Raw genomic sequence first — 25,726 nt, 5'->3', positions numbered from 1 at the left:
TCCTCTAATAATTGCATATAATCACTTCTTCACCAACTCTATTGGATGCATCTGAATTAATCATACGCTTTACACTTACAACATCTATTTTATACCCTTTGTTACCATATAATTCATTTATCAAATCTGTATTGTGATTTGTAAGCATACAGTAACAACCTCTGGCTGTTAATTCATCAAAAAGTTTTGCTAAACGCTTATGGCTTTCTATATCAAATCCCTCTTTTGTGTATGATTCAAAAGAAGTAGGATTCAATGGTGCATATGGGCTGTCTATAAATACAAAATCACCCTTCTTTGCACCCTTGCAAGCTTCCTCAAAATCTCCATCGATGATAGTCACACCCTGAAGATATTTAGAAATCTCCATAATGACATCTTCATCAACAGAAGTTCTCCGGCTGTTGTTATATGGAACATTAAATAATCCTTTGCCATTTACCCGATACAAACCATTAAAGCAATGCTTGTTGATAAATACAAACAACGCTGCCAACTCCACATCATACTCCGCTTTCATCAGCTTGTCATTGTAATGCTCTCTTAGAGAATAATAATATTCTTTACCATCCTCCCACATTTCCGTATCAAGCTTGCTCACAGCCTTTAGGAAAGCTTCCGGTGCGTTACATATCTGCTTGTATGCATTTATCAATGCTTTGTTTATATCATTTATCAGAGCATTTGCAGGTAGCAATTCGAATGTGACTGCACCGCCACCCACAAATGGCTCATAATAATTATTATACTTTTCAGGCATCCTCTCCTTTATCTGCGGAATTAACTGACGCTTACCGCCAGCCCATTTCACAAATGGAGCTACACTTGAATTACTCATTTTGATTCCTCTTCTCTATGTCCGCAAAAGGACAATCTTTTACATATCTATTATACTTGCAAACATACAAAATAACAACCACAAACTTTCACTCTTTGTGAATTAATTCACTTCTGAAATACAAATATGTACTCATGCGCCAGCAGGAGAAAATTATTCTTCTGCTTTTCCCAATAATCTGTAGAACGGCAATTATGTTGCTCTTTAATAATAATCTCTTTATTCGTAAATCCCACCTGTAAAAAGCACTCCATCATACGAAATCCTAACGGAATAACCTCCCCATATTTTCTTACATCTCCTATCATCACTGCACACATTTTTCCCTCTTTCAACACACGATATGATTCCTCTGCCACCTTCTGCATTTCTGCCAAAAAATCTTCCACACCAATCAATGAAATATCCCCTTCTATCCCTTTGCTATATTTGATGATATTGGCATATGGCGGATGCGTACAGATAAAGTCAATACGACTGTCTTTGATAAAATGCAAATCTGTAGCATTTCCATTTCGTGTAAAGATTTTTGAATTAGTTTCACATTGGAATTGTAAATTCGTTTCAGAGATTGAAACAGATTGCGGATTGATGTCAACACCTACCGCATGACGATTGAGTAGCTTTGCCTCTACTAAGGTTGTTCCACTACCCATAAATTGATCTAAGACCCAATCACCGGGATTAGAATAACGAAGTATCAGATTTCTTGGTACATATGGTGACCAATTTCCTCGATACTTTCCTGAATGCGTTGCCCAACTGCCTCTGTCCGGAAACGACCAGACTGTTGTTGGTTCAAGCCTAAAATTATTTGGTTGTAAACTTATAAGACATACCTCCTTCTTTTATTTTTATTTATCTATTGTAACTCAATTTTTCTGGAAAATCCATACTGATTTCCTTTCACTATAAGTGAATTTATCTATTATACATCTCATGAGATAATATTCACAAATAGTGAAAGAGGCAAATCTATGTATTTCGAAAACGATACTGACCTATATCGTGTTATAGGTGCAAATATAAAAAATTACAGAGAACAAGCAAAATTAACACAGGTACAACTTGCCGAACAGGCTAAAATCAGCATCAGCTATCTCTCCAAAATCGAAGCTGCCGGATGTGATAAGAGTCTTTCTATTTCTGTGTTGAATCAGATCGCAAATGTACTTGGTGTTGAGATTTGTGAATTTTTTAAGGAGGTAAACAAATATGGCTAGAACTCCCAATATACACGGTGGTGGTGCTCGAACAAATGCTAACGGCCTACGCTTCGAGCAAACCACATCTCTAGAGGATGCTCTCGAAAACGCAAGATACAAGGTATATGGCACAGAAGTCTATAACGGCAAAAAATTAATAGGTTTATCTGTTCCCAAAAACAAAATTTATACTTGCTTTCTAGAGCCAAATGGAATCGATTATACCTACTATAATTCTAAAAAATGGTTACCAGATGAATGCTTTATACATTTAGAAAATAAAGTTGCCTACATAATCGAAAAGAAATTTCAAAACTGTGAAGGTTCTGTTGACGAAAAACTTCCTGGATGTCACTTCAAAAAACTAGAATATGAAAAGTTATTCGCACCTTTGAACTTTCAAGTTGAATATTTATATGTCTTTAATGATTGGTTTTTGAAAGACAAATACAAAGACACATTAGAATACATTGAAATGATGGATTGTCGATTTTTCTTTAATGAGATCCCTCTTAATTTCTTGGGATTATAGGAGTATACGAAATGGAAAGACAATATATAGAAAAATGGTTTTCAAATAGAGGTTCAAGAAATGATGTAAGGAAACGTATAATAACTTGTTTTATGGAAGAAGAACCGGGAATGGGGGCCGGGAATGATTCTTCTAAATATACTTATTATGTCGAAACACTAGCCGATGGAAATAGAGTATATTTAACTCGTCCAGCATTTCTTAATAAGGGATTTGATTTTGTAATAAGAGTTGAAAATGCGGACTATGGTCATAAAGGTTCATATAAAAATGTACCAACACACAAAGATATTAGTGTTGATCTAGAAGCAAAGAAAAAAGAAAATCCAGAAATGTATAAAAAATTGTATGAGCTACTCAAAAAAGTATTCGAATGCCAAGATATAAAAGAAATCGAGTATTCCGAATTGCATTTTGAATTTGGATTATCACCTGAACATATACTAAAAGTAATTAAATGGTTATTTATTGAACAAGATATTGCCTACTGGAACTATTCTGGTAGAAATATGACATGGGGACTAGTTCCCGATAAAAATTAAAACATCGAAAGGAGAACATCATATGATTTACAAATTACCTGTCAGATTAGAAGACGGTCAAACCTTTACCTCTTTACCACCAACGAACCTATCTTTTCCCAAAACAAGCGGATACGATGGTGATAATTTACGTGTTACTAATATCGTTGGTATTCAGAATGGTGATTTTTTAAAAGAATGCCCTAAATGTGGAAGAGCAAAATGTTCAGAACAATTTGGTCTTAGAACAACTGTAAATCGTGACCAAAGCGAATGCACTGATTGTAGAGGTGAATACTAATTAAGCGAGACTGGCATATAGAATTTCTTATATGCCGGTCTCGCAAATATTTATATCCCAAAATCATGCCATCAATATCTGCCTCTATTATCCTTGACCTTCTCTCCAATCCACTCCATAAACTTCTCTAACAGATTAATTCCTCCAATTACAAACTGTTTCATAAACTCATACGCCTTTTCCAGCTTGTCCTTTAGGCTGCGATTTTCCTCACGAAGAATATGGTTCTGATACCTCAGCTCTATCACCTGCTCCTTCAGATAATCATCTCCATCGACCTCACCAAGCAGTTCCTTCTTAAGCCTTTCCGCCTCTTCCAGTTCAAATTCAGCTCGTTCAGTCTGTAATTTTGCAGTATTCGATATCATCATCCACTTGTCAGTCTCTTTTCGTGCCGCCTCAATTTTCTTCTTTTTATCTGTGAGCTTATCAACATTCTCATAATATTCCAGCCGTAATTTCGAATTCTTTAAACGTAAATCCATTGTTTCCGACTGCAATTTCCGATTTTCGGCTATGGTATCATCCAGCCTCTTTTGAGCGTCAGACTGTTCTATTTTAAAACAGTCCCGCTTACTTTCAATTTCTTTTTCCAAAGATTCTATCCGTTCCTCATTTAATTTCAGAACAACCTGTGCGCCATCCAACTCCTCCTCAAGTGCAGCCACTTCTTTTGCCCGTTCCTGCTTTTTATAATCCAATACGGATAAATGCTTATTGTGCGTATCTTCCTTCTTCCAGTCAATTCCGTACCGGCTCATAATCAGAGCAAGATCATCTTTCTCTGCCTCCGCCCACTGCTTCCATTCGGTGTTCCCTTTGCCTTCACTTACAAATCCTCTTGTAGCAAGTGCCGCCTTAAGACTTGTCTTTGTCTCCAATCCTCTCGTGCAACCGGATACCCAAGGGATAAAATTAAGATGCAAATGTGGTGTTTCCTCATCCAGATGAATATAAGCACCAATCACATAAAGCTGTGGATTGCGAAGTTGGAACTTTTTCACATAATCCTTCAGCACCCATGTTACAACCTCTGCAGAAGAACTACCTACTCCGGTATCATCCCTATTGCCTATCTGAACGATAACCTCATAAAATAATTTTTCCTGCTTGCTTCGGGAAATCTTATCATAATAACTTTTAATCTGCCTGTCCTTACGTTTCTGTTTTGCATTGTATTCCTTAAGCGCCTTATCAAACAGTTTATGATATGCCTGTTTAATATCCTCATTGATAAGAGTGATATTATTTGGAGTGCGGCTGGCATCTACATTGTCAGCTATAAATCTTCTCGTGTTGTGTCCAATAGAACCTTCCCCATTCATAAAACTAATCGTTCTTTCCATTGTCAAAATCCTCCTCTTTTTGTATGTATACAGGCACATCCTTCTTATCCGTAATGAGTGCCGGATACGGCACGAAACAGTAGTTTTCCCTGGGAAGGTTTTGTTACTTTTGTCAAAAGTAACGCAAAAGCACTTTTGACAGCTTCGCCATCAAAAATGCAGACCCGCAAGCGGGTTTTGCGCTCCTCGCCGGAGTGGCTGTACGGCTCTTCAAGCCGGGTAAAACTCCCTTACGGGAGTTTGTGAGCCGCGGATACGCGGCATATCATTTACCATTCACAACTCCGATAAATCCTATGCTAGCTCCCCTAATGAAAACAGTTCACCGCATCATGCAGAACTACTTCTTCTGCAATCATTCTTGCCTGAGTTCGTAGCTGATACATTTCCACAAAAGAATTCGCATGCTTTGATTTATGTTTACGCAACCACTCATTTTCAATATCCTCCAGCAATTCATAAGCCACTTCATTTACCTCGGTTGCTTTATCATGTAATTCACCAAATCGTACCAGACTTCTGTATCGCTGCGGATATTCCTTCTGTATGTAATCCATCCACATACGACCATATTTGCCAACATCTGTACTGTTCTCCTCTCCACCTAATGTAATCAACGGATAAAAAATCCCATCTTTTTCTATGTATTTCACACCTAATTTTTCAAATAATGTTTCTTCGCTCATAGCAGTCACTTCCTTTATACAAAATATCTGTTATTCCTCATTTGGTACTGTAAGTTGTTTCATATCTGCCAATGTTCCCGGTTGTTCCTTGAAGCCTTCCAATATTTCCAGCATGGAGCGGATGGGAGTAAGTAACTCCCCATCCATATCCGATGCCTTTTCAATCCTTTCAAGCTCACGCTCAATCCTTTGCAGGTTCTGCCGGAATTGCACCAACATCATCGGATTGCCTGTAGCAACCACCTTTTGATGAAGGACACTCTGGATTATATAATCCTGCTTGGTACGAAATCCGCTGAGTTTCACTCTGTTATTCAGTTCTTCATTTTCCTCTGACGACATGCGAAATGCTATTGTCACATTCCGCCACCTGTTTTTATCATCTCTATTCTTTTCTGACATTGACCAACGCCTCCCTTTCCGTTTCCAGTTGTGCTGCCATATCCGTCTGCACCGTTGGAAATAAATGTGCATAATGATATGTGATATCTACTGCCTCATGCCCGACTCTTTCCCCTATTGCTAATGCAGAAAATCCCAAATTGATTAGCAATGAAATGTGCGAGTGTCGTAATCCATGAATCCGTATTCTCTTCACTCCTGCAAGCTTTGCACCTCTATCCATCTCGTGATGCAGATAACTTTTTGAAATAGTGAAAATTCTGTCATCATCCTTTATTCCATAAAGGCTGCTTATAAAATTCTCCATCTCAACAGCAAGAAAATCCGGCATGACAATGGTTCTGTTACTCTTTGGTGTTTTCGGGTCCGTAATCACATCTTTGCCCTCCAGCCTCTGATATGACTTATTTATCCGAAGAGTTTTCTTTTCAAAATTGAAATCAGCCGGTGTCAGGGCAAGCAACTCACCTTCACGAATGCCCGTCCAATAAAGCATTTCAAATGCATAATAGGAAATAGGCTTATCTGCCACACAATCTAAAAATGCCTGAAATTCCTCCTGTGTCCAGAACTCCATTTCCTTATTTTCTTCCTTTCCCATAGTTCCGGCTTTTCGTGCCACATTATCCTTCAGACCATACATATTTACCTCATGATTTAATATGGCACTGAGCTGATTATGAATGGTTTTCAGATAGGTAGGGGAGAATAACTCCCCATTATCCTTTTTCAGCTTCATAATCTTATTTTGCCACTGGATGACATCAGATGTCCGAATATCATCCAGTTTTCGTTTCCCGAAATAAGGCAGAATTTTTGTCTCAATAATGTACTTCTTTGTCAAGAAAGTATTGCGCTTTATTCTTGGTTCTAAATCCGTCAGATAAATATCCACAAAACTTTTGAAGCTCATGCTGATACTCTGATCCTCTTTCAGTTTGAAATTACGTTCCCATTCAAGGACTTCGCTCTTCTTGGCAAAGCCCCTCTTGGTTTTCTGTTTTCTTGCTCCGGTCAAATCCTTATAATAGGTTCTCACCTCCCACATTCCGGTCTTATTATTTTTGATAACCGCCATCTATCCCACCTCCTTATTCGTAGATAGCCCGTAGATTCGCTTCATAAAATACTGTGTACTGACACGCCCTTTTATTGTCACGAATCCATCAGCCTCAAGTTCTGCATTCAATCTTCGTATCAGTTTATAGGAATACGATAGTGATACTCCCAGCATTTCCATGACATCCTGTGCTGTCAAAAATCTCTTGTTCTCCATAAGCTAATGCCTCCTCTCTTTCGTTTTTATTATTCAGTTCATTTCTGAACGGTTATGATGTGTATTATATTAACAGTTCATTTTTGTACTGTCAATACATTTTGTTGAAAAACATTTCATTTTTGCACTGTTAATGATATAATGTACACAGATGCATGATTTGTACCTCGTGTCGTCGTGCATGCTACAACCCTCATTAACCTTATAAGGAGCAGTAAAAATGGGCGAGAAATTCACCAGCCGAGTAGGCTATTTGATTCGAAATTTCAGAATTGCATCTGACATGACGCAAAAGGAATTAGCAGATAAATGTGGATTAAACGAATCCACCATCAGAAACTATGAACTTGGAAACAGATATCCCGATGAAGCAACTTTATTAAATATTGCAAACAATCTGAGGGTCAGCTTTTATGCATTATCTGACCCTGATGTGGCAAATATTTTCAGTGCACTTCATGTACTGTTTGACATTGAATGGGCATATGGATTACGACCTACTATGAAAGATGGTGAAGTATGTTTCAAATTTAAGGAGAGACTTCCAAGTGCCGGTCCTCGTCCACAGGAAGACCTTGATAGCTTCCGAAAAATGGTTGAGTATTGGGCATGTTTACGAGACAAGCTAGAGGATGGAGAAATATCAGAAACGGAATATTATCTCAAAGAGGTAAAATACCCAATGAACCCAACAGACCCGAATAAAGAGTATACTGTTTCGTTGAATCCTGATGATGACGACCAGTTACTTATTCAGAATATGAATGAGGATGACGATGCAGAAGAAACTGCTGAATTGTTAAAAGACTTGTTTCCAGATTTCTCTTATGTGAAGAGGAAACGAAAACCGAAGAAGGAATAACTTTCGCTAAATTTACATTGTCTCTAAAAAAGATAAAGGAGAATTCGACATATGGAAATGAATCAAAATCAAATAATGGAACTATTGGATGCATTATATGAAAAATCCATAAACGGCATCCCTAAACTAAGTCAACCTATTGATGTTTTAGCAAACGATTACTTATCAAAAAATAATTCAACAGAAAAAGCAGCAAGACAATTTGTAAATTATCAAGTTGCCAAGTGTACAACTTCAGGATTTGTAACCGGATTAGGCGGACTTATTACATTACCAGTCGCCATTCCTGCAAATGTCAGCAGTGTAATGTATGTTCAAATGCGTATGATTGCTTGCCTTGCATATATGGGTGGTTATGATACTAGCAGCGATCAGGTACAAACATTAGTTTATGCTTGTCTTGCAGGCATTTCTATTGATCAAATAATCAAACAAGCCGGCATAAAATTTGGAACTAAATTTACAACTGCTATGGTAAAAAAGATTCCCAGTACTGTTTTAACAAAAATCAATCAGAAGGTAGGATTTAGATTCTTAACCAAATTTGGAGAAAAGGGAATTATCAATATTGCTAAATTAGTCCCCGTTGTTGGCGGCGTCATTGGTGGGGGATTTGATTTAGTAGAAACCAAAGTTATTGCAAACAGAGCATACAAAATGTTTATTAAAGGTGATTTAAGTGCATTAGACGATAAAGACAATGAAAAAATTATAGATACAGCGGCAGATATTATTAAATCACAAGACGAAAGCGATAATTAACATGCAAAATCTATACAAGGAGGAAATATATCATGTATACTGCCGAAGAATTTCGACAAGATGTTATTGCAAACATAAAAGGAAATAGTGAGTTTTCCCCACTCGTAGAATCAATACTACAAAATTCAAAATTTCAATTCAATGATACCAGTTACTTTACCAGAGTTATTTGGAACACATATGAACGTAATCTCGTGATTTTTTGTGCACCTGAGGACCGTATTGAACTAGAAAAATACAAAGATCCTTTATACTCTTTATGCTCTAAGATTCATGGTAACCAAGATGATTATCTTATTATGTCCTTAGAAATCATTGCAAAGAACCATATCTCCCCTGTAACTAATGCAACCTCTATGACAGATGATAAAATTACTATAACAACAAGCATTGAAATTGATCGTTCTTCAACCAACAATATAGGTCATGGTGGTTTTGGTACTGTTTACAAATATTATGATGAAGAAAAAGAAGAACTAATTGCGGTAAAAATATATGAGCCAAGTATCTTTCAAAATAGTAGCCCAGAGATCATGAAAAAAAGATTTTTACGAGAAGGGAAAAAATTATTGAGTTACTCCCACCCTAATGTGGTTAAGGCATTTGATTATGGCTTTCTTGGTGACGAAAGTGCATACATAAAGATGGAATATATTTCTGGAGATAGACTATCCGATTTTGTACTTTCAAACAAACCTCTTAACCCGGCTTTAATAGATACTCTTTGCTATCAATATATTGATGCAATGTCATATATTCATTCACAAACAGATATGCATCGTGATATAAGTTATTCAAATGTTATGGTAACCAAAGCAAACGAGATTAAAGTTCTCGACTTTGGTTTTGCCCGAAATGCTGATGATACAAACTACGATACCGAATACAAAGACATACAACGTAAATTTGTCATTCCAAATGAAAAATACACTTTTCGCACTGAAGTCTATTGTATTGGTGCTATTCTATATACACTTATTACCGGAAATACTTTTGATGACTATAATCCAGATTCAATAGACGAATCTGAGTGTAACTTCAAATTAAAGGAAGCTGTGAAAATCTGTTTATCACTCAAGCCAGAAAAAAGATTCTCAGATGCTGTAGAACTCAAAAAATTTGTTCAGAAGAGTGACACTGTTATTATTCCACATAACTTTTCCCTTGACTTTTTCAAAAAAATGCTCAGCGAAAGTGTTATATTACATTTCTATCCAAAAAATTTGCCAACAAAGGAAATCATAGCAGAATGGTTAGATAACAAATATAGAGAACATATTAAAAGTTCTGCCTTCCAAAGTACAGTAAACTTATTATCACTATTGAATCACATTTCCGGAGTAACTAAGATTACATTTTATAAAAATGTCAAATATGATTTAGATAAGACACCATTTATCGAATTGCTAAACTTTTATGATACATTATCCGATGAAATGAAAGAGCTATTTATTCGGAACATACTTCTTATCATACTTGAGGTTTCTAAAGACGATGACTTAGATTTACCATTTTGTTAAGATAAATACTAATTTCAAAAATTATTGTCATTTGATTGTCACACAACCAAAAACGAGCCAAGAAACGCCGTAAACTCGGCATTTCTTGGCTCATGTACATTACTCAAACTCGACAAAGCCTAATCAATTTTGTTTAGCGATTATTCTCTGCCGTGTTCTTAGTTCTTTTGATTATTTGATATATCCATATTATCCTGCCTATATGAGCTAATGTTATCAATTTGTTATCGGTGTTGATAACACTTGCTCTGTAACTGCGGATAATAGCAATATGTTTTCATACTCAAATTGTAAGCGATTTTGCTTAGAAAATCAAGATATTAAAATCGCTTTCCGAAAACACCTATAACGCAAACAGGGCATTTTCATAGTCTTTAACATAGTATCTGATATTCTTCCTTCCTTTTTGGACAATCGTATGTCCTTCCGTTTCCAACTTCTCTTTCTGCGCCTCAACGCCGCCGGGATATTTTGCATTTAATTCTCCATTCGCCTTTAATGTACGCCAATAAGGTGTTTCATCTTCAGAACGCTGATAACTCGCCCACGCAACAATCGAAACAAATATTCCTGCTGTAATCGGCTCCGTAAAATCGGCTCCACTTTGTTTTGCAAAATAATCTCTGATTGTACCTACTGTAAGCAACTTCCCATAAGGCACAAGCCGCATTATTTTGTCATATTCAATCGGCGGTGCAAAATACATTTTATCTCCGCCATACTTTTCTATGCTTTTTTCATCCGTAATCGTCTGAAATTTTGGCATATCCTTGCTATCGTGTAACATTGCATTAAAATCTTTTTTATCTTCATTTGCCATTATCAACACCTCCTGTACTCAAGTATAAGTCAAAGAAAAATCCTATGCAATGAGACGGTTTTAAAATTTCCGATTACACATTAAACTTTATGATTTGCTATCTCAAAGCCCGATTGTTTCTTCCCTTTTATGTACAAATCTATTCAGAGCAAAAAGGCTCAAACTCAACAGATACATAAAAGCGTAAGTGATAATAGCTGCTACGATTACCCAAGCAAATGTAAATTCTTCATTTTCAATAAAGCCATAGACAAACTCGCCCGTAAGTCGATAGCGCACATAGTCAAATAATAAGTACACCATCGTCATTGTCGGTGCTATCAAAACACATCGCATTTTACGACCTTGCTCATTGACAAAAATCATATAGAAACACACAAAAATAATTGGATTGATAATATGTAAAAAGAAAAACGCACCGCTAAAATTAAAATTATATGAGCCCAAAAGACTTCCTACACAAATAAGAAATACTATAAATATGCTTGCTGTGACATTCAAATAAAGAGAGTTAGAACAAATCTTCTTTTTTATAATGCCAAGTATTCCATCTGCAAACAAAAGCACTCCGCCAAGCGTATTTGATATACAGGTCAGTTCAATCAAATACTCTGGTTGAGGCATATAGCCAATTAAAACAGACACAATCATCAGTAATCCTGCCATAACCTTAATTATATTTTTAATCATCCATTTTCCTTTCTTCAACTCCAAATCTGTCGCTCTGTTCGTCAACTCGACGCTTTAGATTCAAATTTTTGATAACTGTTACCTGCAAATTTTTTACGCTAATCAAACTTTCCTTCTTGCATTTCGGACAGTAAAGAGGAAAATTTATCAATTCGGTATCTTTTCGTATCATTGTCCGAGTCTTGTTGCCGCAGATAGGGCAGCGTACCCATTCAGAATATGATTTTTCCATTTTATTCCCCCATTATTTCCACGGTCTACCGCTGTCGAGCCACCCCTGTTCCTCCCAATACTTCCCGTCAAGGTATTCAGGGTCTGATTTATGTATGGATTTCTGCATCATACGGCAGAAGAAAACCTTGAATTTCGTAATCAAATTTGTGTGTGCAGGCTTTGTATAATCTATATGAGCAAACTTTCGGGATAGCTTTTGAATCTTTCTCGTAAGCTCAGCTTGTTTCTTTCGGGAAAGTTTTTCCCAAACAATATCGCTCATCAGAGCACCAGTAAATATCTCGATTTTAGAAATTCCCCACCAAGATAAACTATGCTTAATATCTTTCGCCGCAGATTTTGCTCCTCCGCCTAAGCATTGCGTTATGATAACTGCACGCTTTCTAAACATTTCAGGAGCAGGGCGATGTGGTATCCAACGGTAAGCGAAATGGTCAAGAAATACCTTCATTGCTCCCGTGGCGTGATACACATAAGCAGGGGATGTCATCACAATCAAGTCTGCTTTTAAAAGCGATTTATCAATTTTCCCAATATATTCTGCGTCTTTACAAGTGTTTTCGCCTTTTAATGTACAATTCAAGCAACCTGTGCAGAAACTCGGACAATCCTTTGGAAGATAATATTCTGTAATATTCGCTTTATCCCTAAATTCTGCTAAAAACATCTCTTTTAAACGGTAGGTAACGCCGTGTTTTTCTGTTCCATTTATTACTGTTATATTCACTCTTTATACCTCCAAAATATCGTGTAAGACTTGTGTATGAAAGCTCTTGCGGTTTTCTTTCTGTCTAAGGTCAATCCCCAATGTTTGCGATATGATTTCGTATCTTAGGAACATTTGCTGCATAACAGTAATTAAATACAGCGTCTTTCGCTTTATTGCTGCTTCATCAAGGTCAGGACGGCAGGCTGCAACAAGCGGAAGATATGCCGCATAAGTTCTGTAAGTGTTGTCGTTTTCTTTCGGTAACTGCATATCGGTAAGAACGGAAATTTTGGAAATGGCATAATGTTCAAACAGAAAATCAAGCGTCATATTGCCGAGATACTCCAACTTCTCAAAAGGAGTAAGACCGTCTGTTTTCTCTCGTATATTCTGAAAATGCTCAACTGTTCCGTTTATCATACGTTCAATGCATTGCTCGATGAGTTTATCCTTGTTTCCAAAATGATAATTTACAAGTCCTAATGAAGCTCCTGCTCTTTTGCATATCTCACGGACTGTTACTTCTTCTAAATGTTCCCCTTTTTCCTCAATGAGTTTAATCGTTGCCTGTATGATTGCTTCTTTATTATCCACTTTACACCTCCTGTTGAACATTGTTCAAACACATTATACTAAACACAGTTCAAAAAATCAAGAGATTGCGACAAACAAGTGAAATATATAACGATTTTCGGTGTCAAAACGCCCTGTTTAAGCGGCTAAGAGAGCAAAAAATGGCGGGCAAGGAGTTTATCCCTACCCACCACAATTTTACGGTTATATACGTTACAACTCTTTAATTGTAGATGATTTCCTCATTGACAATCTCCGTCGCTCTATTACGAATACTGTTCATTGTCTGTACCCACAGCATTGGATTTTCTGCCTTTAGCTGTTCGGTTAAGCCCTCTCGCTCCGCTATCTGTTTTACCAGCCGAAGAAACATATCTTCCGCCTGCTCGTCAATATCCACAAGATAGCTGTTCAGCTTGCCGCTTGTAAGCAGGTTGGTATAAAGCACCTTGCGGTGCTGTTTGAGATAGCGCAAATGCCGCTGCCCCCATACGCCGATAGGCTTGGTTTCTTTTTCGGCGGGTAAGGATAGACAGGGGAAAAGATAATCTCCTTGTCGTACATAAGCGCCGCCCAGTTCTTCAAAAATCGTTTTTGCCATTGTTTTTTCCTACCTTTCGTTTTGAATATTTCTAAAGCGTTTCTCACGCTGTTTAGACCTTGCTTGCTCCAACAAATCATCAATCCGTTTATTGCCGAACACTTTGCGAATCAGCTTGTAATCTCGATTTTCAATACGCAGATTTTCATTTTCATCGGTCAATTTGCTATTGCTTTTCTTCAAATGCTCGTTTTCTCGATAGAGATTTGCGTTCGTCACATTCAGTCGGTGATAATCGTCAATCGCTTGAAAACACCTTACCACCAGCGTTTTAATGAGAGATTTCAGCCGCTTAATTAAAGGTTCAACGATCTTGCTTTTGTAGCTTTTGGCGGTCATCAATCCTTGTGGTTCGGGCAACTGATACTCTGGAGAAGTATTAAGTGCTGTTTCCATTTCTTTCAGCGTTTCCGCCGCCTTATCATAATTTCTCACTCTGTCAGACAAGGATTTATACTCATCTGTTTTCTCGGCAAGCTTAATATCCAACTGTTCGATTTCTTTTGTGCGTTCCTGTTTTTTGTAATCGAGTACAGACAAATGCTTTTCGTGTGTGCCTTTCTGCTCCCACTCAATTTCGTAACGCTCCATCACTTTTGCAAGCTGTTCTTTTTCGGAAAATACCCATTGATTCCACTCTGTATTTCCACGAGAGCCACCCTTGAAGCCCTGTGCTGCAAGCGCCTGTTTAAGCGACACTCTCGTATCAAGTCCACGCTTGCTGCCGGTAGTACACGGGACAAAATCAATGTGCAAATGCGGTGTGGCTTCGTCCATATGAAGATGAGCCGAAAACACTTTTAGCTGTGGATTTCTCTCCTGAAACCCTTTATAATACTCGTCCAATACCTGTTTAGCGAGCAGTCCGTTTTCACTTTCTGCACTCATATTTTCTTTGTCGCCAATCTGTAAAATCAGTTCGTGAAACGGTTTTTCCTGCTTAGAATTGCGGATTTTTTCATAATAGTTTTCTATTCTTCGGTCTGCTCTTGTCTGCTTGACATTGTACCTTTCAAGCGCTTCATCAAACAATTCGTGATAGACCTTTTTAATGTTCTCGTTACAATAATCTATATTGAGGTGGGTGCGCTCGCTGTCAACATTCTCCGCTTTGAATTTGCGGCTGTTATGGTTGACTGAGCCTTTCCCAACCATTGCGCTTATCGTTCTTTGCATTTTATCACTCCCTTTCTTTTCGGCAGGTGGTTCTGTTACTCTTGCCAAGAGTAACGCAAAAGCACTTTTGACAGGCAAGCCTATCAAAAATGCGACCTGCAAGCAGGTTTTGCGCTCTCCGAGGGACAAGGGCTGTCCTTTGAAAAGGACACCCTTGCAACCCCGTCCAAACTTTATCACTTTCCGAAAAAGGAACATTGCAAGATTGCAGATGTGCCTGCCTTTGCAATGTTGCAACCTTGAAAGGCTGCTCACTCTATTTCTTCGGGAAGCTCCCAATACCACTGACTGCCCTCTTTGAGAGATCGGACATTCAATACTTTCTTTGCTTCATCCAGCACACGCTTGGAGATACCCGCCGCCTGTGCTTTCTTTAGCAATGCCTGCTGCGGATACTTACCCTGTGAAAGATATTCAAGGATAAGATTTTCCGCCTGCTCGGATTTCTTTTCTTTTGGAATACCACTTAATAGATCGTCAACCGATATATCATAATGCCCGAGCCATCGAAATCCGTTTTCCTTGTCCAGCTCAAAAGCAATCGGCTCGCCCTCAGGAGCAAGGGAGGACTTGTCCTGCGCCATCACTCGTATCTGCGGATTATCTTTAATTCTGCCGACAATCAAAACACTTCTTGCCGAAGCCTGAAAGTCAATCGAGCCGAGTCCACGATAGGACGATTTATTTCCTGTGCCTTTGTTCATATGACCGACCAACAGAATAGCGCAGTCATATTTTTCCGCCACTCGTCCAAGCTGTGCCATCACGCTGCGCACTTCGTTAGCGTTGTTCATATTGATATCAGCGCCGACATATGCCTGAATCGGATCAAGGATTACCACTCTTGCACCGACTTCTATAATTGCTTTTTCAATTCTTTCATCCAGCATACTGAGTGCAGCTTCCGATTCGTCTATGACTTTGATTTGCGAGCAATCCGCTTCTGCCGCCTCTAACCTCGGCTTAATGGTATCTTCCAGTCCGTCTTCGGCGGTTTGGTAAATCACTCTGACCGGCTCGCGCTCGGTATCGTCATAGGGCAGCGGCTCTCCTTTTGAGAGAAGCGCCACCAGTCTTAAAGCCAAAGTCGTTTTGCCCTCGCCGGGATCACCCTGAACAATTGTGATTTTCCCGTATGGAATATACGGATACCAAAGCCAGTTCACTTGTTTGCTTTGGACTTCGTCCATACTGATAATTTTCAGTTCAGCCATTCATACCACCGCCTTTCAAAACAAAACTGTTGATTTTTAAGTGATATGCGGTTATACTATTAGCAGATACATTGAGTGACTGCCTTTCATCTGCGCCAACAGATGATTTATAGGCGGTCATTTCTTTTTTGTTATCCATTCGCATTCTCTCCTTTCAAACCACCGAGAATGACGGAAATCAGTTCAATGACATCGAGCAGTTCATCATCTACACCGTTTCCCGCTTCAATCCTCTGTAACTCCGTAAGGACAGCGGCAAGCTCCTGTTTCAGAGCCTTATATACCCTCGGATTACCCTGCACGACCACATCCTGATTCAGACAGCGGCGGTAGCAGTATTCCTGCTTCGGCAATCCCGATAAGGCAACCGCCTTGTTAATGCGTTCGTTTTCTTCGGGCGATACTCGAAATCCCACAGTGATATTCCTCCAACGGTTTTTGTTATCTCTGTTCTTAGCTGACATTTTCAAAATCTCCTTTCCCTAAATCGTCTAATCGCTTCGCCATTTCCGTCTGTTTGGACGGGAACAGATGAGCGTACTGATAGGTGATTTCAATGCTCTCGTGCCCTACACGGTCAGCAATCGCCACCGCTGAGAATCCCATATCAATCAGCAAACTGATATGGCTGTGTCTCAAATCGTGAATGCGGATACGCTTTACGCCTGCGGCTTTCGCCCCTCTGTCCATCTCGTGATGAAGATAGCTTTTTGTCACCGTGAAAATACGGTCTTTCTTTTTGAGACCGTAGAGCATACCGAGATACTCCTGCATTTCCTCACAGAGAAAATGCGGCATTTTAATGGTGCGGTTGCTTTTCTTTGTTTTCGGCGAGGTAATCACATCTTCCCCGTGCAGACGCTGATAGGACTTGTTGATCGTGACCGTTTCCTTGTCAAAATCGAAGTCCGCAGGAGTCAGCGCCAACAACTCGCCTTCACGGATACCGCACCAGTAGAGCATTTCAAAGGCGTAAAAGGAAACCGGTTTGTCCATCATCTCAAAAGAAAACTTCTTGTACTCCTCTTTCGTCCAGAACAGCATTTCCCTGTGTTCTTCACTACCCATATTCCTCACCTTTGCGGCTGGATTAGAGCGCAGTTCATAATAGCGCACAGCGTGGTTAAAGATAGCGGAAAGCTGGTTGTGCAGCGTTTTCAGATAAGTCTGCGAATAAGGCTTTTTCCTCTCGTCACGATAGGCAAGCATTTCGTTCTGCCAAGTGATGATTTCTTTTGTAGAAATCTCGCTGATTTTCAGCTTGCCGAAAAAGGGCAGTATTTTTGTGCGGATAATATGCTCCTTCGTCAGCCAAGTGTTTTCCTTCAAGCGGTTTTTCACATCTCGGATATACAGCTCCGTGAAAGCTTCAAAACTCATATCAAGGTCAGAGGAATTCTGCAACTGGAACATTCGCTCCCATTCCTGTGCTTCTTTCTTTGTGGCAAAGCCACGCTTGCATTTCTGCTTGCGCTCGCCTTTCCAGTTCACATACCTTGCCATCACATACCAAGTACCGTTGTCCTCATTTTTGAATACCGGCATTATTCCTTCTCCTTTCCGGCTCCGTAGAGCCTTTCATAAAAATACTGGCGGTTGACACGCCCTGCAATCGTAATAAATCCCTTCGCTTTCAGTTCCTCATTCAGTTTCCTGATGAGCTTATAGGCATAGGGCTTCGATACATTTAGTTCCTGCGCCACATCATCGGCACGGATAAATCTATTTCCCATAAAAATCATCTTCCCTTCTGTTTTCAATTTCATTTATTTCGTGTCGGAATACTTTCTGACCGCCTTCCGATTCGCCCGGGCGGATGTGCCATTACCGTGACACACGACGGATATTTTTATTAAGCATATATGCTTAATTTCCTCTCATTATACTAAGCATATTTGCTTGTGTCAAGCGGTTTTGAGAAAAATATTAAACTTTTTTGTTTCGTTTTCTCTTGACAATCCCTAAACATATCTGCTATACTGGTTGCAGTACATAAGCAAGGAGTGTAAACACTATGGCTATTGGCGAAAGAATACATTTTTTCAGGCTTTTGCGTGGTATGACGCAAAAATATCTTGGTACGGCTGTCGGCTTTCCCGAACGGAGCGCAGATGTGCGTCTGGCACAGTACGAAACTGGCTCCCGTAAACCAAAAGCAGACTTAACGGCTGCATTAGCGCAGGTACTTGATGTTTCCCCGCAGGCTCTTGATGTTCCCGATATTGACAGCTACATCGGTCTTATGCACACCTTATTTACCCTTGAAGATATTTACGGTCTTACCGTCAGCGAAGTAGACGGAGAAGTCTGCCTGAAAGTCAACAAGGACAAAGGCAAGGACGCTGCCGAGCTTTCAAAAATGCTCTGTGCTTGGAAAGAGCAGGCGGACAAGCTATCTTCCGAGGAAATCAGCAGGGAAGAATACGACAACTGGCGTTATTACTATCCGAAATTCGACACCACACAAATCTGGGCGAAAGTTCCCTCAAAGGAGCTTAGTGACGCATTAGTCGAAGCATTCAAAGACCGACTTAAACCCGATAAATAAAAACGACAAAAAGCCCTTAGCCATGAGTTACTACCCACAGCTAAGGGCTTTCTAATATGGATTTATTTGTTGCACAGCCGCCTGTCAATCATTCTGTAACTCTAAAACCACTGGATTACAAGAATAATGGCTCTTATACAACCGTTATCAAATTGTTATCAAAAGACCTATTGAAACGCCGCAAACCCGCATAAACACTGGATTTTTACGACCTCTCAATTTATTCAAACTCAATCGTTCCCGGTGGCTTACTAGTCAGGTCATAGAATACCCTATTAACCCCACGCACCTCGTTTATAATTCTACTCATAACTGTCTGGAGTACCTCAAATGGTATCTCGGCACTTTCGGCTGTCATAAAGTCAATTGTATTGACTGCACGAAGTGCAACTGCGTAGTCATAAGTTCTTTCATCACCCATAACACCAACTGAACGCATATTAGTGAGGGCTGCAAAGTACTGGTTTGGCATCCAGGCTGGTACCTTGCCATTTTCTTTCTTGTAGGCTTCTACTGCCTTGTCTACTTCTTCACGGTAGATGTAATCGGCATCCTGTACAATACGAACCTTGTCGCCTGTTACTTCGCCGATAATTCTTATTCCAAGTCCTGGACCTGGGAATGGCTGACGGAACACAAGATGTTCCGGTATGCCAAGTTCAAGACCAGCCTTACGTACTTCATCCTTGAATAAGTCGCGGAGTGGCTCAATAATCTCCTTGAAATCAACGAAATCTGGAAGACCACCTACATTGTGATGTGACTTGATTACCGCTGATTCACCGCCAAGTCCACTCTCTACAACGTCTGGATATATAGTTCCCTGTGCAAGGAAGTCAACTGCACCAATCTTCTTGGCTTCTTCCTCAAACACACGGATGAACTCTTCACCGATTATCTTTCTCTTAGCTTCTGGTTCAGTAACACCTGCAAGTTTAGAGTAATATCTTTCCTGTGCATTTACCCTTATAAAGTTAAGGTCAAACTGTCCTTCTGGACCGAATACACTTTCAACCTCATCGCCCTCGTTCTTACGAAGAAGACCATGGTCTACGAATACGCATGTAAGCTGCTTTCCAATAGCTCTTGAAAGAAGACCTGCAGCCACTGATGAATCAACTCCACCAGAAAGTGCAAGTAATACCTTACCATCGCCAACCTTTTCACGTATTTCCTTAATAGTATTCTCTACAAATGCATCCATTTTCCAGGTTCCAGCACATCCGCATACTCCACGCACAAAGTTGTGAAGCATCTTTGTACCTTCCTGTGTATGAAGAACTTCTGGATGGAACTGGATTGCATAGAGGTTCTTTTCTGAACACTCTGCTGCTGCCACTGGACAGTCTGCTGTATGTGCAATTATCTTAAATCCTGGAGCAACCTGTGAAATGTAGTCAAAATGGCTCATCCACACGATAGTCTTTTCTGAAACATCTCCAAATAAAGCACTGCTCTTATCAACAAATGTCTCTGTCTTTCCATACTCTCTTACTGGAGCTTTCTCAACCTTGCCGCCAAGAACGTGCTGCATAAGCTGAGCACCATAACATAATCCAAGCACTGGAACACCAAGTTCAAAAAGCTCTTTAGTACAAGTAGGTGAACCTTCTTCATAGCAGCTATTCGGACCACCTGTAAGGATAATTCCTTTAGGGTTCATCGCCTTAATCTGCTCAAGAGGTGTTTTGTAAGAATATATCTCACAATATACGTTACATTCACGGACACGACGTGCAACTAACTGATTGTACTGTCCGCCAAAGTCAATAACTATAACCTTTTCCTGATTCATATTGTCCCTTTCCTAATCATAAGTTTGCGTTGAAGATATATTTTATATGCATTTCTATACTTTAATCAGCCAATCATAAAAAATATCCTGACACAATGTGCATATATAAATAATATGCACATATATAACATACACATATATAACATATACATATACATATACATATACATATACATATACATATATAATATTATAATATATACATATAACACACATATATTAATTGGATATTTTACATAACAATTTATGTACAGCAATTTACTGCTTTTATTGTCTTATATTTTCTCCTATTACTTTCAAAGTATATATCAGTATATATAACACATCTACAACTCATATATACATTTATTATAGTAAACAAGCGGTATAATGACAAGCATATTCTTCAATCTTTATTACAATCCCATACAACACAACCTCCTATTATTAATCTGTTGTATGCTTATACCGCTTAATTTCAGATTTATACAGCTTTATATTTCCATAAGGAACTCGTCTACATATTTCCTCATATCGTCAAATTCTGCATTAACCTCAGGTACATCAGACTTAAAATCCAGCAGTTTATATACATAACCTTGTTCCTTGGCCTGTCTATAACTTTCTTTATACACAAGTTCAAAAAGCAGTGATATATGCCCTACTATATGGTCAACTGCACTCCTTCTTACACTTTTAAGTACTGTTTCCTTCTTATAAAAGCTCTCAAGTACCTCTTTGGTTATAATTCCATTCTTAAGTTCCTCTGTTGTTACATCATATATAATCTCCATAGGAATATCTGCATTCACCTTAAATATGTCAACCTTATCCGCATCACGCAGTATATCACAAAACATACGCTGTCTTTCGGTAAGGTCTTCTTTTACACGATACTTATTATGCTGTCTTATTGCCATTTCAAGAAGTCCTGTATCTTTATTATGGTGCTCATTATTTTTTATTATCTGCTCATCTTCTTGATTTTCAGGCTCCGCAAGCTCACATTCTTCATAATACCCTTCTGCAAACTTCCTTATAAGGCCTTCCTTAAACAGCAGGTCTGCCCCAAATTCTGCGTGGTCTACTGACTGGGCATCATTAAATGTACCGAAACGCCTTATCTGCTCAAATCTTCCTATATCGTGTAACATTCCAAGAAGCCATGCAATATCTACATCCGGTTCACTTAAGCCTAATGATTCTGCAATTCTTTGACACAGTCCTGCTACTCTGTAGGTATGATCTATCTTAAGCTTTATCTTTTCATCTGATGGGTCGTAATTTCTTACATACTCTGCAAATGCATTGATAACATTTTTCCTGTTAATAACTGGTTTGTTAATACTTTCCACAACATCAATAAGTCCATTAAGGTCATCACATACCATATATGTAAGCTTCCTGATATCATCATCTATTGCTATTGTATCAGGAATATGGACAACTCTCATACCTGCCGCATATCCAGCCTTAATTCCATTGATACTATCCTCAACTACTACTGCCTCTGACGGATTTACGCCTATTGCCTTAGCAGCACGAAGAAATATATCCGGTTCTGGCTTTCCACGTTCGACTTCATCTCCATATACAACCGCATCAAGATAATCCCACACTCCTATTTCGTGAAGTGTTTTCTCAGCACTTTCACGCCTTGTTGATGTAGCAACTGCACACTTTAATCCATTATTTCTTATATATTCAAATATGTCCTTTACGCCCTTTTTAACAGGAATACCTTCTGTTTCCCTTATCTTGTATACATGCTGTGTTCTAAGCTCCTTCGCTTCCCAATAATCTATCACACCCTTGTAATAATCATCAAAGAACTTGCAGCAAAGCTCTGCCGGAGCACCCTTAAAGCTGTCTATAAGCCACATTGGCATATCCACTCCAAGCTGCCCTGCCGCCCATAGCCATCCCTCATTAGACTGTCTTTCTGAATCTATAAGAACGCCATCCATATCAAATATAATGCCTGATACCATTTTTCTTCTCCTAGCAATCAAATATCGTATTTTTACACTTTATATTATTCAAAATAACTATAAAAGATATGTTTTTTTAATTTATAACACTGACCAGCACCTGCAATTTTCAAATTTGCCAATTTAGAGATTTTAAACATCTTCTATCATTGAACTTTCATCCACAATGCCGTCATCTGCACCATCCTTATAAATACTTCTTAACATACTGTCCCGTATAAGACTTCTTAACCTTGGCAACCTCTTCTGGTGTACCCTTTGCAATAACTGTACCACCTCTGTCGCCGCCTTCTGGTCCCATATCTATAATATAATCGGCTGTTTTGATAACATCAAGATTATGCTCAATAACAACAACAGTGTTACCGCCCTCCGCAAGCTTATGAAGTATATCAACAAGCTTGTGGACATCGGCAAAATGAAGTCCTGTTGTAGGCTCATCAAGAATGTATATAGTCTTTCCTGTACTTCTTTTTGAAAGCTCTGTAGCAAGCTTTATTCTCTGTGCCTCTCCACCTGAAAGCTCTGTAGATGGCTGTCCTAACTTAATGTATGAAAGTCCAACGTCATTAAGAGTTTCTATTTTTCTTCTGACTGATGGCACATTTTCAAAGAAATCAACTGCATCCTCAACTGTCATATCAAGCACATCATATATGCTCTTTCCCTTATACTTGACTTCAAGTGTTTCCCTGTTATAACGCTTTCCGTCACACACTTCACAAGGAACATATACATCAGGCAGGAAATGCATTTCTATCTTGATAATACCATCTCCGGAACAAGCCTCACAACGTCCTCCCTTTACATTAAAGCTGAAACGTCCTTTGTTATAACCTCTTTCCTTAGCATCTGTTGTTGAAGCAAAAAGATCCCTTATCATATCAAATACACCCGTATATGTCGCAGGATTAGAACGTGGAGTTCTTCCTATTGGCGACTGGTCAATATCTATAACCTTATCAAGCTGCTCGATTCCTGTAATATCATCATGGTCACCAGCGATACATCTTGCACGGTTTAAAGACTTAGCAAGGTGCTTATACAGAATTTCATTCACTAGGGAACTCTTTCCTGAACCCGATACACCTGTTACACATGTAAATACTCCAAGTGGTATATCAACATCAATATTTTTAAGATTATTCTCCCTTGCACCCTTAACAGTTATCCAGCCTGTCGGCTTTCTTCTCTTAGCCGGCACTGGAATCTTGATTCTTCCGCTAAGATATGCACCTGTAAGCGAATCCTTGCATGCCATAATATCAGCTGCTGTTCCTGTCGCAACAACTTCTCCACCATTACGTCCGGCACCCGGTCCTATATCAACAATATAATCTGCGGCACGCATAGTATCTTCATCGTGTTCAACCACAATAACTGAGTTACCAAGGTCACGCAAATGTATAAGTGTCCCAAGCAGCTTGTCGTTATCTCTCTGATGAAGTCCGATACTTGGCTCATCAAGTATATAAGCCACACCAACAAGTCCTGAACCTATCTGTGTCGCAAGTCTTATTCTCTGTGCCTCTCCTCCTGAAAGCGTACCTGTAGCTCTTGATAATGAAAGATAATCAAGTCCTACATCCATAAGAAACTGTATTCTTGCCTTAATCTCCTTAAGTATATCTGCACCGATAAACTTCTGTCTGTCTGTAAGCTCAAGCTCATCTAAGAACTTCTTTAACTTAACAATAGACATATCCGTTATCTGATATATATTCTTATCTGCTATAGTAACAGCAAGAGATGATGGCTTTAATCTCTGTCCGTGGCAGGACTTACAAGGTCTTATGCGCATAAATTCCTCATACTGCTGCTTTGCACTGTCTGAGTAAGTTTCCCTGTATCTTTTCTCCATATTATGGATAAGACCTTCAAATGCTATATCATACTCTCCAACGCCTCTCTGGCCTTTGTAATGCACTTTAACACTCCTGCCATTAGTGCCATTTATAATCATATCCTTAATATCATCTGGATAATCCTTAAATGGCGTTGATAAACTGAAGTTATATTCCTTTGCAAGTGCACTCATAATAGCCCTTGAAAAGCTGCCCTCATCCTTTACAGACTGCCATCCCATACCAACTATAGCTCCCTCATCGATGCTTAATGAATCATCTGGTATAAGAAGCTCTGCATCAAAATTCATTGTATAACCAAGTCCGTAACAATCAGGACACGCACCAAATGGATTGTTGAACGAAAAGCTTCTTGGCTCTATCTCATCTATGCTTATGCCACAATCCGGACACGAAAAGCTCTGTGAAAAGTTAATCGGCTCACCATCTATAACATCAACTGTCATAAGTCCCTCTGCAAGCTTAAGTGCTGTTTCTATTGAGTCTGTAAGTCTTTTGTTAATTCCATCTTTAACTACAAGACGGTCAACAACAATTTCTATATTATGCTTCTTGTTCTTATCAAGATTTATCTCATCTGTAAGCTCATACATATTGCCATCAGCAATAACTCTTACATAACCACTCTTTTTAGCCTGTTCAAAAAGCTTCTTATGTTCACCTTTTCTTCCTCTTACAACTGGAGCTAATATCTGTATCTTTGTTCTTTCTGGAAGCTCCATAATAGTATCAACCATCTGGTCTACAGTCTGCTTGTTGATTACTTTGCCACACTTAGGACAATGTGGTGTACCTATTCTTGCATATAATAATCTGAAATAATCATATATCTCTGTAACAGTTCCAACTGTTGAACGTGGATTTCTGTTAGTTGACTTCTGGTCTATGGAAATAGCTGGTGAAAGTCCTTCTATACTCTCTACCGCCGGCTTTTCCATCTGTCCTAAGAATTGCCTTGCATATGAAGATAATGACTCCATATATCTTCTCTGGCCTTCTGCATATATAGTATCAAAGGCAAGGCTTGACTTACCAGAACCAGACAGACCTGTAAGTACTACAAGACTGTCCCTTGGTATATCTACATCAATATTTTTAAGATTATGCTCACTTGCACCTCTTATTCTTATATAATTCCTGTAATCGCCTTTTTCCATATTCTATTTTCTCCGTTATTTCTTCTTTCTTAATCCTTAATCGTCTCAGGTACATAAAGCTTTTTCTGTAATCAGCAACTGCTTTTTATAATTCTGACTGCGTAATATTGCTTTTGAACTTAT

General features: G+C 38.9%; 30 protein-coding genes. 8 read left to right on the top strand and 22 right to left on the bottom strand.

Going from position 1 to position 25,726, the window contains the following annotated elements:
• Positions 1–4 precede the first annotated feature (4 nt).
• Positions 5–838 (bottom strand): DNA adenine methylase, encoded by an 834-nt coding sequence (locus WMO42_RS04945; protein WP_349191698.1) that lies wholly within the window; start codon positions 836–838, stop codon positions 5–7.
• A 107-nt stretch (positions 839–945) separates the two neighbouring features.
• Positions 946–1,668, bottom strand: coding sequence for a DNA methyltransferase (locus WMO42_RS04940; RefSeq protein WP_349191789.1), 723 nt, complete (start codon positions 1,666–1,668; stop codon positions 946–948).
• 147 nt (positions 1,669–1,815) lie between these two features.
• Between WMO42_RS04940 and WMO42_RS04935 the strand changes: the two genes are divergently transcribed.
• Genes WMO42_RS04935 through WMO42_RS04920 form a run of 4 tightly spaced genes read left to right on the top strand, consistent with a single transcriptional unit; the run spans position 1,816 to position 3,397 of the window.
• A complete protein-coding gene (locus WMO42_RS04935; protein ID WP_349191696.1) occupies positions 1,816–2,061 on the top strand; it encodes a helix-turn-helix transcriptional regulator in 246 nt (81 codons plus the stop codon).
• Positions 2,054–2,575, top strand: coding sequence for a hypothetical protein (locus tag WMO42_RS04930; protein ID WP_349191695.1), 522 nt, complete (start codon positions 2,054–2,056; stop codon positions 2,573–2,575). The genes WMO42_RS04935 and WMO42_RS04930 overlap by 8 nt, the downstream gene beginning before the upstream one ends.
• Positions 2,576–2,586: 11 nt before the next feature.
• On the top strand, positions 2,587–3,117 hold the full coding sequence (locus tag WMO42_RS04925) for a hypothetical protein (protein WP_349191694.1): 531 nt from the start codon (positions 2,587–2,589) through the stop codon (positions 3,115–3,117).
• Positions 3,118–3,139: 22 nt separating this feature from the next.
• On the top strand, positions 3,140–3,397 hold the full coding sequence (locus tag WMO42_RS04920) for a hypothetical protein (protein WP_349191692.1): 258 nt from the start codon (positions 3,140–3,142) through the stop codon (positions 3,395–3,397).
• 71 nt (positions 3,398–3,468) lie between these two features.
• On the opposite strand, the gene WMO42_RS04915 is transcribed toward WMO42_RS04920, so the two are convergent.
• The 5 genes from WMO42_RS04915 to WMO42_RS04895 all read right to left on the bottom strand — a co-directional run bounded on the left by WMO42_RS04915 (position 3,469) and on the right by WMO42_RS04895 (position 7,107).
• Entirely contained in the window at positions 3,469–4,743 is a 1,275-nt protein-coding gene (locus WMO42_RS04915) for a plasmid recombination protein (RefSeq protein WP_349191691.1), read from the bottom strand.
• A 308-nt stretch (positions 4,744–5,051) separates the two neighbouring features.
• Positions 5,052–5,429 carry a TnpV protein gene (locus WMO42_RS04910; RefSeq protein WP_349191689.1) on the bottom strand — a complete coding sequence of 126 codons (378 nt, stop codon included), beginning with the start codon at positions 5,427–5,429 and terminating at the stop codon, positions 5,052–5,054.
• A 30-nt stretch (positions 5,430–5,459) separates the two neighbouring features.
• Positions 5,460–5,831, bottom strand: coding sequence for a hypothetical protein (locus tag WMO42_RS04905; RefSeq protein ID WP_349191688.1), 372 nt, complete (start codon positions 5,829–5,831; stop codon positions 5,460–5,462).
• Positions 5,815–6,909: a site-specific integrase gene (locus tag WMO42_RS04900; RefSeq protein ID WP_349191687.1), complete on the bottom strand. Its 1,095-nt coding sequence runs from the start codon at positions 6,907–6,909 to the stop codon at positions 5,815–5,817. Before WMO42_RS04900 ends, WMO42_RS04905 begins: the two co-directional genes overlap by 17 nt.
• Entirely contained in the window at positions 6,910–7,107 is a 198-nt protein-coding gene (locus WMO42_RS04895; protein ID WP_349191686.1) for a DNA-binding protein, read from the bottom strand.
• Positions 7,108–7,327: 220 nt separating this feature from the next.
• Here WMO42_RS04895 and WMO42_RS04890 point away from each other — a divergent pair, with 220 nt between their 5' ends.
• Genes WMO42_RS04890 through WMO42_RS04880 form a run of 3 tightly spaced genes read left to right on the top strand, consistent with a single transcriptional unit; the run spans position 7,328 to position 10,251 of the window.
• Entirely contained in the window at positions 7,328–7,969 is a 642-nt protein-coding gene (locus tag WMO42_RS04890; protein ID WP_349191685.1) for a helix-turn-helix transcriptional regulator, read from the top strand.
• Positions 7,970–8,020: 51 nt separating this feature from the next.
• Entirely contained in the window at positions 8,021–8,731 is a 711-nt protein-coding gene (locus WMO42_RS04885; RefSeq protein WP_118362726.1) for an EcsC family protein, read from the top strand.
• A gap of 32 nt (positions 8,732–8,763) precedes the next feature.
• Entirely contained in the window at positions 8,764–10,251 is a 1,488-nt protein-coding gene (locus tag WMO42_RS04880) for a serine/threonine-protein kinase (RefSeq protein ID WP_118362727.1), read from the top strand.
• A 343-nt stretch (positions 10,252–10,594) separates the two neighbouring features.
• On the opposite strand, the gene WMO42_RS04875 is transcribed toward WMO42_RS04880, so the two are convergent.
• The 12 genes from WMO42_RS04875 to WMO42_RS04820 all read right to left on the bottom strand — a co-directional run bounded on the left by WMO42_RS04875 (position 10,595) and on the right by WMO42_RS04820 (position 18,001).
• Positions 10,595–11,071, bottom strand: a complete 477-nt coding sequence (locus WMO42_RS04875; protein WP_349191684.1) for a methylated DNA-protein cysteine methyltransferase — start codon at positions 11,069–11,071, stop codon at positions 10,595–10,597.
• Between the two features lie 102 nt (positions 11,072–11,173).
• Positions 11,174–11,785, bottom strand: a complete 612-nt coding sequence (locus WMO42_RS04870; protein ID WP_349191683.1) for a hypothetical protein — start codon at positions 11,783–11,785, stop codon at positions 11,174–11,176.
• On the bottom strand, positions 11,754–11,993 hold the full coding sequence (locus WMO42_RS04865) for a cysteine-rich KTR domain-containing protein (RefSeq protein ID WP_349191682.1): 240 nt from the start codon (positions 11,991–11,993) through the stop codon (positions 11,754–11,756). Before WMO42_RS04865 ends, WMO42_RS04870 begins: the two co-directional genes overlap by 32 nt.
• Before the next feature lie 12 nt (positions 11,994–12,005).
• Positions 12,006–12,722, bottom strand: a complete 717-nt coding sequence (locus tag WMO42_RS04860) for an NAD(P)H-dependent oxidoreductase (RefSeq protein ID WP_349191681.1) — start codon at positions 12,720–12,722, stop codon at positions 12,006–12,008.
• Positions 12,723–12,725: 3 nt separating this feature from the next.
• Positions 12,726–13,298 (bottom strand): TetR/AcrR family transcriptional regulator, encoded by a 573-nt coding sequence (locus WMO42_RS04855; protein ID WP_349191680.1) that lies wholly within the window; start codon positions 13,296–13,298, stop codon positions 12,726–12,728.
• 202 nt (positions 13,299–13,500) lie between these two features.
• Positions 13,501–13,878: a TnpV protein gene (locus WMO42_RS04850; protein ID WP_349191679.1), complete on the bottom strand. Its 378-nt coding sequence runs from the start codon at positions 13,876–13,878 to the stop codon at positions 13,501–13,503.
• 9 nt (positions 13,879–13,887) lie between these two features.
• The gene (locus tag WMO42_RS04845; RefSeq protein ID WP_349191788.1) at positions 13,888–15,054 is read right to left on the bottom strand and encodes a plasmid recombination protein; all 1,167 of its coding nucleotides are present in this window, start codon (positions 15,052–15,054) and stop codon (positions 13,888–13,890) included.
• Positions 15,055–15,305: 251 nt separating this feature from the next.
• On the bottom strand, positions 15,306–16,268 hold the full coding sequence (locus WMO42_RS04840; RefSeq protein WP_349191677.1) for an AAA family ATPase: 963 nt from the start codon (positions 16,266–16,268) through the stop codon (positions 15,306–15,308).
• Positions 16,261–16,407, bottom strand: a complete 147-nt coding sequence (locus tag WMO42_RS04835; RefSeq protein WP_349191676.1) for a hypothetical protein — start codon at positions 16,405–16,407, stop codon at positions 16,261–16,263. Before WMO42_RS04835 ends, WMO42_RS04840 begins: the two co-directional genes overlap by 8 nt.
• The gene (locus tag WMO42_RS04830; protein WP_349191674.1) at positions 16,400–16,732 is read right to left on the bottom strand and encodes a hypothetical protein; all 333 of its coding nucleotides are present in this window, start codon (positions 16,730–16,732) and stop codon (positions 16,400–16,402) included. The genes WMO42_RS04835 and WMO42_RS04830 overlap by 8 nt, the downstream gene beginning before the upstream one ends.
• Complete coding sequence (locus WMO42_RS04825) at positions 16,722–17,813, bottom strand: site-specific integrase (RefSeq protein ID WP_349191672.1); 1,092 nt, start codon at positions 17,811–17,813, stop codon at positions 16,722–16,724. Before WMO42_RS04825 ends, WMO42_RS04830 begins: the two co-directional genes overlap by 11 nt.
• Positions 17,813–18,001 carry a LysR family transcriptional regulator gene (locus tag WMO42_RS04820; RefSeq protein ID WP_242408882.1) on the bottom strand — a complete coding sequence of 63 codons (189 nt, stop codon included), beginning with the start codon at positions 17,999–18,001 and terminating at the stop codon, positions 17,813–17,815. The genes WMO42_RS04825 and WMO42_RS04820 overlap by 1 nt, the downstream gene beginning before the upstream one ends.
• A 281-nt stretch (positions 18,002–18,282) precedes the next feature.
• Between WMO42_RS04820 and WMO42_RS04815 the strand changes: the two genes are divergently transcribed.
• On the top strand, positions 18,283–18,816 hold the full coding sequence (locus WMO42_RS04815; RefSeq protein ID WP_349191671.1) for a helix-turn-helix transcriptional regulator: 534 nt from the start codon (positions 18,283–18,285) through the stop codon (positions 18,814–18,816).
• Between the two features lie 220 nt (positions 18,817–19,036).
• Here the strand turns inward: WMO42_RS04815 and guaA are convergent, their stop codons facing one another.
• From guaA to uvrA, 3 genes are all read right to left on the bottom strand, one after another.
• A complete protein-coding gene (gene guaA, locus WMO42_RS04810) occupies positions 19,037–20,611 on the bottom strand; it encodes a glutamine-hydrolyzing GMP synthase (protein WP_349191670.1) in 1,575 nt (524 codons plus the stop codon).
• Positions 20,612–21,084: 473 nt separating this feature from the next.
• Positions 21,085–22,581 (bottom strand): HAD-IA family hydrolase, encoded by a 1,497-nt coding sequence (locus WMO42_RS04805; protein WP_349191669.1) that lies wholly within the window; start codon positions 22,579–22,581, stop codon positions 21,085–21,087.
• A gap of 187 nt (positions 22,582–22,768) precedes the next feature.
• Entirely contained in the window at positions 22,769–25,603 is a 2,835-nt protein-coding gene (gene uvrA / locus WMO42_RS04800; protein ID WP_349191668.1) for an excinuclease ABC subunit UvrA, read from the bottom strand.
• Positions 25,604–25,726: the final 123 nt, after the last annotated feature.

Source organism: Lachnospira sp. CLA-JM-H23, assembly GCF_040096425.1.
Taxonomy (GTDB): domain Bacteria; phylum Bacillota; class Clostridia; order Lachnospirales; family Lachnospiraceae; genus Lachnospira; species Lachnospira rogosae.
The sequence above is the reverse complement of the archived record's forward strand: the minus strand, read 5'-3'. Positions and strand labels throughout refer to the sequence as shown.